Source organism: Flagellimonas sp. S3867 (assembly GCF_014698935.1).
Classification (GTDB): domain Bacteria; phylum Bacteroidota; class Bacteroidia; order Flavobacteriales; family Flavobacteriaceae; genus Flagellimonas.
In genome coordinates, this window is record NZ_JACVMN010000003.1 from 241,698 (window position 1) to 254,900 (window position 13,203).

Below are 13,203 nucleotides of genomic sequence, written 5' to 3' on the forward strand. Positions count from 1 at the left end.
AACGTTACTTTCCTTCCGGTTTTAGAAGAATAGCTTCGGGATATTTTTTTCGTACTTCAAGATATTTGCGTTCCGCTTCAAGTTTTGTTTTGAATTTTCCCAATCGCACACGATAAGTGGGCGACTCAAATTCAATTTTAGAATACCAACCGGCAAAATCAATGTCCACTTTTGTTTTTAAATTTTGAGCCTTCTGATAGCTTCCAAATCCTACCTGAATTTGGTAAAAATCAGACTTGGAGTTGACCTCTGTGTATAATTTCAACAGCTCATCGATACGAGGGTCCTGTTCTATGGTAACGTTCCCTTCCTGAGCGGAAACCTGAAGCGTAAAACCAGTAAAAAGGGCTATATATACAAGGGTTTTCATAATCTTTGACCTCTTTTCTAAATTGCGTTTGTACAAATGTAATTTATTAAGTATTAAACAAGAGAAATGCATATTATTTAGAACGCTTATAAATTATATATTATAAATACCTTAACATTTTAAAAAATGTGGCTATGTTGTACTTTTGTGTCCGATTTTGGGCCGTTTAAAGCTATTGTTCTCAATATCAATGGAAATAACCGTGCCAAAGATTTCGATAGAAATTTCGTTAATATGAAAAAGGTTTTATACCGCCATCTATTTTCTAAAGTTTTAGGTTTATCCCTCCTATTTTTTTCCGTTTCATTTTATGCGCAAGAAGAAGCTGCAGAAGCTTCTGGTGGCGATGTAGCCAAAGGAAAGCAGCTCTTTAATCAGAATTGCGCTGCTTGTCACTCGTTGGACCGAAAAATGACCGGGCCTGCATTGGCAAATGTTGAAGCAAGATTGTCTGAGGACGAAGGATTGGACAAAGAATGGCTCTATACTTGGATTAAGAATAGCCCGGGAATGATTAAATCTGGGGATGCATATGCCAACAAGATTTATGCTGAGTACAACCAAGCGGCCATGACGGCATTTCCAACGCTGTCCAATCAAGATATGGATGATATCCTGGCCTATACTGCCGCTCCTCCACCTGCTCCTGCCGTTGTTGTAACAGCTGACGGAGGTGATGGTTCTGCTGAAGATTCTTCCGGTATTTCAAACGAGATTATCCTAGGAGCACTTGCCTTGGTTTTTGGTCTGTTGGTCATTATGTTGATTTTGGTGAACAGGACCTTAAGACGAATTGCAGAAGCGAACGGTGTGGCTGTTGAGAAGGAACAGGCTGAAAAAAGAGTTCCAATTTGGAAAGCTTTTGCGCAAAACCAATTTTTGGTTTTGGTCACTGCAATCTTTTTGCTATTGGCAAGCGGTTATTTTGCTTACGGATGGATGATGCAAGTAGGTGTTGATCAAGGTTACGCACCGGTACAGCCAATTCACTATTCACATAAAATCCATGCTGGGGATAACAAAATAGAATGTAAATACTGCCACTCTTCAGCAAGAGTTTCAAAAACATCGGGCATACCAGCATTGAATGTGTGTATGAACTGCCATAAATCTATATATGAGTACAAAGGAAATCCAGAAGGACCTAGTGCTGAAGATTTGGCAAATGGATATACCAATGAATTCTACACGGGTGAAATCAAGAAATTGTACAAAGCCGTTGGATGGGATGAGGATGAACAAGAATACACCGGTGAAACACAACCTGTTGAATGGGTAAGAGTGCATAACCTGCCAGATTTCGCATATTTCAATCACTCGCAGCACGTTTCAGTTGCTGGAATCGAATGCCAAACCTGTCACGGTCCTGTTGAGGAAATGGAAGTCATGGAGCAGTTTGCCCCGTTGACCATGGGATGGTGTATCAACTGTCACAGGGAAACCAATGTGAAAATGGAAGGCAATGAATACTACGAATCCATTCATGCAGAACTTTCCAAAAAATATGGTGTAGAGCAGCTTACCGCTGCCATGATGGGTGGTTTGGAATGTGGTAAATGTCACTATTAAGAATTAAAAGAAGATAATCTCAGATATATCGTATGGCATCAAACAAAAAATATTGGAAAAGCGAAGCGGAGTTAAATCCGAACGATTCCATTGTTGAGACGCTAAGACAAAACGAATTTTCGGAAGAAATCCCTGTTGATGAGTTTTTGGGAGATAAGGAAAACCTATCTGCTTCAACTACCAATAGAAGGGATTTTCTAAAGTATGTTGGGTTCAGTACTGCTGCCGCTACCGTGGCTGCATGTGAGGGACCTGTCCATAAGTCCATTCCATATGTGGTGCAACCTGATACCATAGTACCAGGAGTTGCCAACTACTATGCAACTACAATAGCTGATGGATTTGACTTCGCCAGCATTTTGGTGAAGACAAGAGAAGGCAGGCCAATCAAAATTGAGAACAATACCGAAGCCAAGATAGGCGGAAGTGCCAATGCACGTGTTCAAGCATCTGTGTTGACACTATATGATAGCAAAAGGGTCCAAGGACCGATGGCTAATGGGGAGCCTATGGATTGGAAAGATTTGGATAACAGAATTAAAGGAGGCTTGACGGCTTCCAAGAATTCTGGCAAACAAATCGTTTTGTTAACCCAAACCTATGCAAGCCCTTCAACAGATAAATTGATTGCTGAGTTTAAAGCTGAGTTTGGTGATAACGTAAACCATGTAATATACGATGCAATTTCGGAAGATGCAGCACTGAATGCATTCAATGCCGCCTATGGAGAAAGAGCTTTGGCGGATTATGATTTTGAGAAAGCTGATGTTATCATCTCCTTCGGAGCGGATTTCTTAGGAGATTGGCAAGGTGGTGGATATGATAGTGGTTATGCTAAAGGACGTGTTCCAAAAAATGGAAAAATGTCCAAGCACATCCAATTAGAATCCAATATGTCACTTTCGGGGGCAAATGCAGATAAGCGTTACCCGATGTCACCTACCCAGCAAAAAATAGCTTTGGCCAAATTATATGGCAAGCTTAATGGAACTAATGTAGGTGGCGGAACTTCCGATGTAGATGAAGCGGTTGAAAATATTGCTTCGCAAATCAAAAAAGCGGGAAACAAAGCTGTTGTGGTTACCGGCCTCAACGATATTAATGCACAAACTGTAGTTTTAGCAATAAACAAATTATTGGGTAGTGCGGCCTTTGATGTTGAAAGCCCTAAATATGTTCGTCAAGGTGATATTGCCAAAGTGAACAAGCTGGTTTCTGATATGAATGCCGGTCGTGTAGGAGCTTTGATTATCGATGGTGCCAACCCCGTGTACTCATTGCCAAATGCAGCTGATTTTGTTGCTGGTCTTGATAAGGTGGATGTTTCCGTAAGCTTTGCTTTCAATAATGATGAAACAGCCCAGTCCGCTGGATATGTAGCCGCCGCTTCCCATTACTTGGAATCTTGGGGCGATGCGCAATTGAAAAAAGGACAATACAGTTTAATGCAGCCTGCAATTCGCGAGTTGTTTGATACTAGACAATTTCAAACAGCCCTGTTAACATGGATGGGTAGTGATAAAACCTACTATGAATACATTAAAGAAAATTGGAATACTGCGATTCTGCAAGGCGATGATTGGAACAAAGCTTTACAAGATGGTGTTTTTGCGGCTACAGCAAGTGCTGAGGTTGCAGAGGAGCCAGTTGTTGTTCCTGCTGAAACAGAAGAAGAGCAGTCTGAAATTGTTCCGATTGCATCCTCAATAAGATCATTGATCAATGCTACCAGCCAAGGAACCGAATTGGTATTGTACTCCAAAGTAGGTATGGGAGATGGTCGTCAGGCCAATAACCCTTGGTTACAAGAATTCCCCGATCCAATATCAAGGGCTTCTTGGGATAACTATGTTACCGTTTCCAAGGCTGATGCTGAAGCATTGGAGCTGGAAAATTATAATGTAGCCAATGGCGGATTGAATGGAAGCTACGTAAATCTTACCGTGAATGGTACTGTTTTGGAAAATGTTCCAGTTATCATTCAGCCCGGTCAGGCAAACGGAACCGTAGGGCTTTCATTCGGATATGGTAGACAGGCCGGAATGAAGACTGAATTGGCAACCGGTGTAAATGCCTATACCTTATATAATAACTTTTCCGATGTACAGTCGGTGAGCATGGAAAAAACTGCTGGAGAACACGAGTTTGCATGTGTGCAGTTGCATAATACGTTGATGGGACGTGGTGATATCATCAAGGAAACAACCTTGGAGATATTCAATACCAAGGATCATGATGAGTGGAACCATATGCCACAAGTTTCTTTGAACCATCAGGAAATTCCGGTGACCTCACCAGATGCTGATCTTTGGGAAGAATTTGATCGTTCCATTGGGCACCACTTTAATTTATCAATCGACTTGAATGCCTGTACCGGTTGTGGTGCATGTGTAATTGCTTGTCACGCAGAGAACAACGTTCCTGTGGTTGGTAAGGAAGAGGTTAGAAAATCCAGAGACATGCACTGGTTGCGTATCGATAGATATTATTCATCCGAAGAGACCTTTGAGCAGGACGATGAGAAGAAAGATGGAATGGATGGTCTTTGGGGAGACAATGGTTCTTTAGGAGGCTTTCAAGAAATGGAAGATGCTGCAGCTAACCCACAGGTTGCTTTTCAGCCCGTAATGTGTCAGCACTGTAACCATGCTCCTTGCGAAACCGTTTGTCCTGTAGCCGCTACCTCACATGGCAGACAAGGTCAAAACCAAATGGCATACAACCGTTGCGTAGGTACAAGATATTGTGCAAACAACTGCCCATACAAAGTACGAAGGTTCAACTGGTTTTTATACTCTGATAATGATGAGTTTGACTTTAATATGAATAATGACCTTGGTAAAATGGTCATTAATCCAGATGTGAATGTTCGATCTAGAGGGGTTATGGAAAAATGCTCCATGTGTATCCAAATGACGCAGAAAACCATTTTAGATGCCAAGCGAGAAGGGCGAACCGTTAAAGATGGTGAGTTCCAGACGGCATGTTCAGCTGCTTGTAGCAGTGGAGCTATGATATTTGGAGATATCAACGATAAAGAAAGTAAGATTGCCGAGTTGAAGGAAGATGATAGAATGTACCATTTGTTAGAACATGTGGGCACAAAACCAAATGTGTTCTACCATGTTAAAGTAAGAAACACCAACGAGGCTTAATCAATAAATAAAAGAAGTAACTAGAAGATAAATTATGGCGTCGCATTACGAAGCACCTATTCGAAAGCCCTTAGTACTTGGAGATAAAGGATACCATGATGTTACTGTGGATATTGCCGCTCCTGTTGAAGGAAAGGCGAACAAACATTGGTGGATTGTCTTCACCATTGCCCTGGTAGCGTTTCTTTGGGGTATAGGATGTATCATTTATACCATATCCACAGGTATTGGGGTTTGGGGTCTTAACAAGACCGTCAACTGGGCCTGGGATATTACAAACTTTGTATGGTGGGTAGGTATTGGTCACGCAGGAACGCTGATTTCAGCGGTTTTGCTATTGTTCAGGCAGAAATGGAGAATGGCCATCAACCGTTCCGCAGAGGCAATGACCATATTTTCCGTTATCCAGGCAGGTTTGTTCCCAATTATTCACATGGGTCGTCCTTGGTTGGCCTATTGGGTACTTCCAATTCCAAACCAGTTTGGATCTTTATGGGTAAACTTTAACTCACCCTTACTTTGGGACGTATTCGCGATTTCAACATACCTTTCCGTTTCAATGGTATTCTGGTGGACAGGATTGCTTCCTGATTTTGCCATGATTCGTGACAGGGCGGTAAAACCTTTCCAAAAGAAAATATATAGCCTTTTAAGCTTTGGTTGGACAGGTAGAGCCAAAGATTGGCAGCGTTTTGAAGAAGTTTCCTTGGTATTGGCAGGTTTGGCCACGCCATTGGTACTTTCAGTACACACTATTGTATCCTTTGACTTTGCCACATCAGTAATTCCAGGATGGCACACAACCATCTTCCCGCCTTACTTTGTTGCTGGGGCAATTTTCTCCGGATTTGCCATGGTGCAGACACTTCTCATTATTATGAGAAAAGTGTGTAACCTTGAAGCCTATATCACCGTGCAGCATATCGAATTAATGAACATCGTGATCATGATTACAGGTTCCATCGTTGGATGTGCCTATATCACGGAGTTATTCATCGCTTGGTATTCTGGAGTTGAATATGAACAATATGCATTCTTGAACAGGGCTACAGGACCTTACTGGTGGGCTTATTGGTCCATGATGACCTGTAACGTGTTCTCTCCACAATTTATGTGGTTCAAAAAATTGCGTACCAGTATCATGTTCTCATTCTTTATCTCCATTGTAGTAAACATTGGAATGTGGTTTGAGCGATTTGTTATTATTGTTACCTCCTTGCACAGGGATTATTTGCCATCTTCTTGGACTATGTTCTCCCCAACATTTATCGATATCGGAATCTTCATTGGAACCATCGGTTTCTTCTTTGTACTTTTCTTGCTGTACTCCAGAACATTCCCGGTAATTGCTCAGGCCGAGGTAAAATCGATTTTGAAATCCTCTGGAGAACGATTCAAAAATTTACGTGATGCAGGAAAACCCTTGTACCAAACGCCATCAAAAGGTGGGGCAATAACAGAAAAAGCAGCTTCAAAAGAAGAAAATTCTGGGGCGGACACAGCAAAAGTTTCCTCTTTATTGGATTCCATTGGAACGTTTGATGCGGATACCGAAACTGCTGACGATTTGAAAAAAGTAAAAGGAATTGGTCCACAAATGGAGCAGACCTTGAACCAAATTGGGATTTTTACTTTCGCACAAGTAAGCAAAATGACCGAAAAAGAATATGATTTGTTGGATTCAATCACTGGTTCGTTCCCAGGTAGGGCGCAACGTGATGATTGGGCAGGACAGGCTAAAAAATTAAACGATAAAAAGTAATTATGGCATCAAAAGTTATACAGGCACTTTATAATGATGATGATGTGTTGATGCATGCCGTAAAAAAGGTAAGGGCAGAGCACCATCATATAGAAGAGGTGTATACCCCTTTCCCAGTGCACGGTTTAGACAAGGCGATGGGCTTGGATGATACCCGAATAGCTATTACCTCATTTATGTATGGTTGTTTAGGACTTATTGTGTCCATTGTGATGATGAACTACATCATGATTGCCGATTGGCCTCAGGATATCGGTGGTAAGCCAAGTTTTACGTATTTGGAAAACATGCCAGCATTTGTTCCCATTATGTTTGAAATGACAGTTTTCTTTGCGGCTCACCTAATGGTGATCACATTTTATCTTAGAAGTAGAATGTGGCCGTTCAAAAAAGCCGAAAATCCAGATGTAAGAACTACCGATGACCATTTTTTAATGGAAATTGGACTAGGGGACAATGAAAAAGAATTGACAGCACTATTGTGGGAAACAGGAGCTGTAGAAATAAATGTTACAGAAAAGGAGTCGTAAAATATGAAGCATTTAGGTAAAATAAGTGTTGTCTTGGTTTTGGTCCTTTCTTTTACGGCTTGTGCCGATAAGAACAATCCAAACTACCAATATATGCCAAACATGTACGAACCAGTGGGTTATGAAACCTACCAAGGGGTCGATAATGGTTTGTTTCCCCAAGGTACAGAAGCTATGCTTCCTGTCGAAAACACCATTCCAAGAGGGTATTTACCATACAAGTTTGAAAATACCTTAGAAGGAAAAGAGTTGGCAAGACTGGAGCCAAGTCCGTTGGATTCATTGCAAAGCGAATCCAATTTGGCAAAAGGAAAAGAATTATATGATATTTATTGCGCAATCTGTCACGGACCAAAGGGAAAAGGACAAGGTACTTTGGTAAAGCGTGAAAAAATATTGGGAGTTCCAAGTTACGATGATGTTGCACGTAATATCACTGTTGGTACTACGTATCATACCATCTATTATGGACTGAACTCCATGGGATCCTATGCCGCCCAGTTGGCCAATGAAGAAGAGATGTGGCAAGTATCCGAATACGTGATGAAGTTAAAGGAAGATCTAACAAAATAATTGGATAAGAGCATACTATGTATACATTTTCAAACAAGCTAAAAATAGGATCTTTCATCGCAATGGCGTTAGGATTGATTTGTTTAGCAACTGGATTTTTAAATGCTCCCAGCACCGTGGAAGAAGCCAAGGAAATGGTTGCAGCTGCACATGATGACGGACATGGAGGAGGACATGCGGAAGAAGCTTCACATGGCACGGAAGATGCACATGCGCCAGCGGATGCCCATGGCGAACAACACGATGCTTCGCATGATGAGCACCTGTTGCACCAATTACAAAATAGACCTTGGGCTGCTTTGTATGTAGGCGCTTTCTTTTTCTTTATGATTGCCTTGGGTGTTTTGGCCTTTTATGCAGTTCAAAGAGCTGCGCAGGCCGGTTGGTCACCCATGCTGTTCAGGGTTATGGAGGCGATTACAGCCTATTTGGTGCCTGGCGGTATCATTGTATTTGTGATTTTGGTACTCTCTGTACTACATATGAACCATATGTTTGTTTGGATGGATGCCGATACCGTAGCTCATGACAAACTATTGCAAGGAAAGGCAGGATATTTGAACCCGACCTTCTTTTTGGTAAGAGCTGCAATTTTCTTGGGCGGTTGGATTTTCTATAGAGAAATTTCCAGAAAACTATCATTAGCACAAGACGAATCCGACGACAATAAAAACTTCGTAAAAAACTTTAGATGGTCGGCTGGGTTCTTGGTTTTCTATCTGATTACCGAATCCATGATGTCATGGGATTGGATCATGAGTTTGGACCCACACTGGTTTAGTACACTATTCGGTTGGTATGTATTTGCAAGCATGTTCGTTTCCGGGATAACGGTAATCGCTATGGTTAGCATCTACTTAAAATCCAAAGGATATTTGGAAAATGTAAACGACAGCCATATCCATGATTTGGCCAAGTTTATGTTCGCCATCAGTATTTTCTGGACCTATCTATGGTTTTCACAGTTTATGCTGATTTGGTATGCAAACATTCCAGAAGAAGTAACCTATTACATCGCTAGGTTCCAAGATTATAAATTACCTTTCTTCGCCATGGTGGCCATGAACTTCATCTTCCCATTGTTGGTGTTGATGAACAGCGACTACAAACGTGTAAATTGGTTTGTGATCATGGCAGGTATCGTGGTATTGTTGGGTCACTATTTAGATGTGTTCAATATGGTGATGCCGGCAACAGTGGGTGATCAGTGGCATATTGGTGTACCTGAGATAGGAGGAATATTGTTCTTTGGTGGATTGTTCGTGTATTGGGTGTTCAATACACTTACCAAGGCACCGTTGCAGCCAAAGCGCAACCCATTTATTGAAGAAAGTAGACAATTTCATTATTAATACGATTAAGTCTTAGAAAGAGATACAATGACTGCATTATTAACATTGACTGTTTTAGTTCTGGTAGCAATCGCAATCTGGCAAATGACCAAGATTTTTGAATTGTCACAACTAAAATCAGACTATTCAGAGGTGGCCAACGATTCAGATAACAATTACAATGGTTATCTAATGTTCGCATTCCTGATTTTTATCTACGGAATCACCATTTTTAGTTTTGCGAAGTACTCAAAAGTGTTGTTGCCCGAGGCATCATCAGCCCATGGAGGTGAATATGATCAGTTGATGTGGGTGTCGTTTGCCATCATCTTTTTTGTACAGACCATCACGCAATTTTTATTGCATTACTTCGGATATAAGTATCGTGGAAAAGAAGGTCAAAAAGCACTTTTCTTTGCCGATAATGATCGTTTGGAGTTCATCTGGACCATTATTCCAGTAATTGTTTTGGCAGGATTGATCCTTTGGGGATTATATACCTGGACGAACATTATGGATATCAACGACGACGACGATCCACTTATCGTTGAGCTTTATGCCCAACAGTTTAATTGGACGGCCCGTTACGGTGGAGACGATAATGTATTGGGTGATGCCAGTGTGCGTTTGATCGATATAGATCGTGCCAATGTACTTGGTTTAGACGAATCAGACCCCAACTCCTCAGACGATATTATTGTAAAAGAGCTGCATTTACCTGTCGGTCGTAAGGTCAACTTTATGATGCGTTCTCAAGATGTTTTGCATTCGGCCTACATGCCTCACTTTAGAGCACAAATGAACTGTGTTCCAGGTATGATTACCCAGTTCTCATTCACACCAACAATCACTACTGAGGAAATCAGGCTAAACCCTGACGTAGTTGATAAGGTAAAAAGAACCAACGCTATTAGGGCCAAGCGAGCAGCAAAAGGAGAACCCAATTCGGAACCTTGGGAATATGACTATGTATTGCTTTGTAACAAAATTTGTGGAAAGTCACACTATAATATGCAGATGAAGATTATTGTAGAGACAGAAGAAGAGTTTAATAAGTGGTTGGCAGAACAGACCACTTTCAAGGAAACTATTGCACCCGCAGAATAATAATAAGATAGGATAAGAACCTTAATAAAACTTAAAAAAGATTATGTCAGCTACTGGACACGAACACGGACACGAAGATCACGGACATCATCATAAAGAAACCTTTGTAACCAAGTATATCTTCAGTCAAGACCATAAGATGATTGCCAAGCAATATCTTATTACGGGCGTTTTGATCATGGGATTCATTGGAATTGCAATGTCTTTGTTCTTTAGAATGCAATTGGCATGGCCTGGAGAATCGTTTGCCATCTTTGAAACGTTTATGGGCAAATGGGCTCCTGATGGTGTTATGGATGCCGACATGTACTTGGCATTGATTACCATGCACGGAACCATTATGGTATTCTTTGTGCTTACAGCGGGATTGAGTGGTACCTTTAGTAACCTGTTGATTCCATTGCAGATTGGCGCACGTGATATGGCATCCGGATTTTTGAATATGCTTTCTTTTTGGATGTTCTTTGTATCGGCTGTAATCATGGTTATTTCATTATTCGTTGAAGCAGGTCCGGCAGCAGCAGGATGGACCATTTATCCTCCATTAAGTGCTTTGCCATCAGCTCAACCAGGTTCTGGTGCCGGTATGACATTATGGTTGGTATCCATGGCAATATTTATTGCCTCATCACTTTTAGGGTCCTTGAACTATATCGTAACCGTTTTGAACCTTAGAACAAAAGGAATGTCAATGACACGTTTGCCGTTGACTATCTGGGCATTTTTTGTAACTGCGGTTATCGGTGTAATATCGTTCCCAGTGTTACTATCAGCAGCCTTATTGCTGATTATGGATAGAAGTTTCGGAACATCTTTCTTTTTATCAGATATTTTCATTCAAGGTGAAGTATTGCATTACCAAGGAGGATCTCCGGTATTGTTCGAACACTTATTTTGGTTCTTGGGACACCCGGAAGTATACATTGTGATTCTTCCAGCTATGGGTATTGTATCCGAAGTAATGGCTGTAAATGCACGTAAACCAATTTTCGGTTATCGCGCTATGATTGCTTCCATTTTGGCGATAGCGTTCCTATCTACAATCGTATGGGGTCACCATATGTTTATCTCAGGAATGAACCCATTCTTGGGATCGGTATTTACCTTTACAACATTATTGATTGCGATTCCGTCAGCGGTAAAAGCCTTTAACTGGATAACCACGATATGGAAGGGAAATCTACAACTGAATCCGGGAATGCTATTTTCCATTGGTATGGTTTCTACCTTTATTTCTGGAGGTCTGACCGGTATTATTTTAGGAGATAGTACACTTGATATCAATGTTCATGACACCTATTTTGTAGTGGCTCACTTCCACTTGGTAATGGGTATATCGGCCTTGTATGGTCTTTTTGCGGGAGTATACCATTGGTTCCCGAAAATGTTCCAAGGCAGAATGATGAACAAAAATTTAGGATATGTCCATTTTTGGATAACAGCGATTGGTTCTTATGGAATTTTCTTCCCTATGCACTTTGTGGGAATGGCCGGTGTGCCAAGAAGATATTATGAGAATACCGCTTTCCCAATGTTTGATGAACTGACCAATGTTCAGGTTTTGATGACCGTTTTTGCAATAATTACGGCCGCAGCCCAGTTGGTGTTTGTGTTCAACTTTGTACGAAGCGTTTTTTACGGAAAACGAGGCCCTTTAAACCCATGGAAAGCTACTACCTTGGAATGGACAGCCCCTCAAGAACATATGCACGGCAACTGGCCAGGAGCTATTCCACATGTGCACCGTTGGGCATATGACTACAGTAAAACGTATGAAAATGGGGAATATATTCTTCCAGGACAGGATTTTGTGCCACAAACTGTACCCTTACAAGAAAATGAGGAAGAGCTAAATCATTAGTGATTTTCAAATAGAATATGAGCCCATCCTTTAGGATGGGCTTTTTTGTTTAAAGAGTTTGGTACGGCAATTGTTAGCTGTAATTGTAATATCTTTAATAACCCTATAAGCGAACACTTGTGAAAAATTTAGCTATTCTACTAGTATTGATGTGTCATATTGCAGCGATGGCACAACGCAAACCAAAAATAAAAGGAAGTCGGGTTGTAACGGAGGTAAGCGATGAACTTCCAGCTTTCAATGCAATTCAATTAAATGATGATTTGGACGTTGTTTTAAAAAAATCTTTCGGATCAGGGTATGAAATTGTAGCCGATGATAATCTAATCGACATATTAAAATTTCGAGTCGAGGATAGCACCCTTGTTATCAGCTCCTTTTATAATGTAACGGCAAAAAAACAATTCGACATTACTATCAATTACACCGAACTCAAAGCGATTACGCTAAAAAAAGGTAGTATAACGGTTGATGATGTTATTAGCAGTGACGAATTGTTTGTAGACACGTTTGAAAACACCAGATTAAATCTGAAAGCTAGCGCTGCCGTTATGGACATTAATATGGAAGGTATCAGCAAAGGCGATTTTAATGTGGATGTAGATTCGTTGAGCGTTAGTTTGAGCAATAGAGCAGAGGCTTTTATTTATGCCGTTAACGAAGTCAGTCTTGTGGAATTGGACGGAAATGGTATGCTGACTTTGGAAGGTACTTCGGATAGAATCCAGGCAAATTTATCAGGAAACTCCAGATTTAAAGGACAGACGATGGAAGCAGGGTCATTTAATATCAATATTGAAAATACAGCTAGTGCACGGGTATATGCTTTCCGCGATTTGGAGCTGAGAGCAAAAGAAAATACCAAAACTTACCTTTATGGGAATCCGCAAATCACCATTCTGGAATTTCTGGACACCGCTCAACTGATTAAAAAACAGGAGTAGT

General features: G+C 41.0%; 10 protein-coding genes. 9 read left to right on the forward strand and 1 reads right to left on the reverse strand.

All coding sequences use genetic code 11. The features are described from left to right. Positions 1–4: 4 nt before the first annotated feature. Complete coding sequence (locus IAG46_RS14505) at positions 5–370, reverse strand: SPOR domain-containing protein (RefSeq protein WP_190811109.1); 366 nt, start codon at positions 368–370, stop codon at positions 5–7. Positions 371–604: 234 nt separating this feature from the next. On the opposite strand from IAG46_RS14505, the gene IAG46_RS14510 reads away from it, so the two are divergent. The 9 genes from IAG46_RS14510 to IAG46_RS14550 all read left to right on the forward strand — a co-directional run bounded on the left by IAG46_RS14510 (position 605) and on the right by IAG46_RS14550 (position 13,202). Next, a complete protein-coding gene (locus IAG46_RS14510) occupies positions 605–1,939 on the forward strand; it encodes a c-type cytochrome (RefSeq protein WP_190811110.1) in 1,335 nt (444 codons plus the stop codon). 32 nt (positions 1,940–1,971) lie between these two features. Next, entirely contained in the window at positions 1,972–5,094 is a 3,123-nt protein-coding gene (locus IAG46_RS14515; RefSeq protein ID WP_190811111.1) for a TAT-variant-translocated molybdopterin oxidoreductase, read from the forward strand. A gap of 34 nt (positions 5,095–5,128) precedes the next feature. Next, positions 5,129–6,856 (forward strand): NrfD/PsrC family molybdoenzyme membrane anchor subunit, encoded by a 1,728-nt coding sequence (gene nrfD / locus IAG46_RS14520; RefSeq protein ID WP_190811112.1) that lies wholly within the window; start codon positions 5,129–5,131, stop codon positions 6,854–6,856. Positions 6,857–6,858: 2 nt separating this feature from the next. Beyond that, positions 6,859–7,386: a DUF3341 domain-containing protein gene (locus IAG46_RS14525; protein WP_190811113.1), complete on the forward strand. Its 528-nt coding sequence runs from the start codon at positions 6,859–6,861 to the stop codon at positions 7,384–7,386. 3 nt (positions 7,387–7,389) lie between these two features. Continuing rightward, positions 7,390–7,959, forward strand: a complete 570-nt coding sequence (locus IAG46_RS14530) for a c-type cytochrome (RefSeq protein WP_190811114.1) — start codon at positions 7,390–7,392, stop codon at positions 7,957–7,959. A gap of 17 nt (positions 7,960–7,976) precedes the next feature. After that, a complete protein-coding gene (locus IAG46_RS14535; RefSeq protein WP_190811115.1) occupies positions 7,977–9,311 on the forward strand; it encodes a quinol:cytochrome C oxidoreductase in 1,335 nt (444 codons plus the stop codon). Positions 9,312–9,338: 27 nt separating this feature from the next. Then, a complete protein-coding gene (locus IAG46_RS14540; protein ID WP_190811116.1) occupies positions 9,339–10,397 on the forward strand; it encodes a cytochrome c oxidase subunit II in 1,059 nt (352 codons plus the stop codon). 43 nt (positions 10,398–10,440) lie between these two features. Beyond that, positions 10,441–12,258, forward strand: coding sequence for a cbb3-type cytochrome c oxidase subunit I (locus IAG46_RS14545; protein ID WP_190811117.1), 1,818 nt, complete (start codon positions 10,441–10,443; stop codon positions 12,256–12,258). A 167-nt stretch (positions 12,259–12,425) separates the two neighbouring features. Further along, a complete protein-coding gene (locus IAG46_RS14550) occupies positions 12,426–13,202 on the forward strand; it encodes a DUF2807 domain-containing protein (RefSeq protein WP_190811118.1) in 777 nt (258 codons plus the stop codon). Position 13,203: the final 1 nt, after the last annotated feature.

What these genes read in the sequence shown, in the direction of transcription:
- IAG46_RS14505 (WP_190811109.1), bottom strand. Translation starts at nt 370, where the DNA reads ATGAAAACCCTTGTATATATAGCCCTTTTTACTGGTTTTACGCTTCAG.
- IAG46_RS14510 (WP_190811110.1), top strand. Translation starts at nt 605, where the DNA reads ATGAAAAAGGTTTTATACCGCCATCTATTTTCTAAAGTTTTAGGTTTA.
- IAG46_RS14515 (WP_190811111.1), top strand. Translation starts at nt 1,972, where the DNA reads ATGGCATCAAACAAAAAATATTGGAAAAGCGAAGCGGAGTTAAATCCG.
- nrfD (WP_190811112.1), top strand. Translation starts at nt 5,129, where the DNA reads ATGGCGTCGCATTACGAAGCACCTATTCGAAAGCCCTTAGTACTTGGA.
- IAG46_RS14525 (WP_190811113.1), top strand. Translation starts at nt 6,859, where the DNA reads ATGGCATCAAAAGTTATACAGGCACTTTATAATGATGATGATGTGTTG.
- IAG46_RS14530 (WP_190811114.1), top strand. Translation starts at nt 7,390, where the DNA reads ATGAAGCATTTAGGTAAAATAAGTGTTGTCTTGGTTTTGGTCCTTTCT.
- IAG46_RS14535 (WP_190811115.1), top strand. Translation starts at nt 7,977, where the DNA reads ATGTATACATTTTCAAACAAGCTAAAAATAGGATCTTTCATCGCAATG.
- IAG46_RS14540 (WP_190811116.1), top strand. Translation starts at nt 9,339, where the DNA reads ATGACTGCATTATTAACATTGACTGTTTTAGTTCTGGTAGCAATCGCA.
- IAG46_RS14545 (WP_190811117.1), top strand. Translation starts at nt 10,441, where the DNA reads ATGTCAGCTACTGGACACGAACACGGACACGAAGATCACGGACATCAT.
- IAG46_RS14550 (WP_190811118.1), top strand. Translation starts at nt 12,426, where the DNA reads ATGGCACAACGCAAACCAAAAATAAAAGGAAGTCGGGTTGTAACGGAG.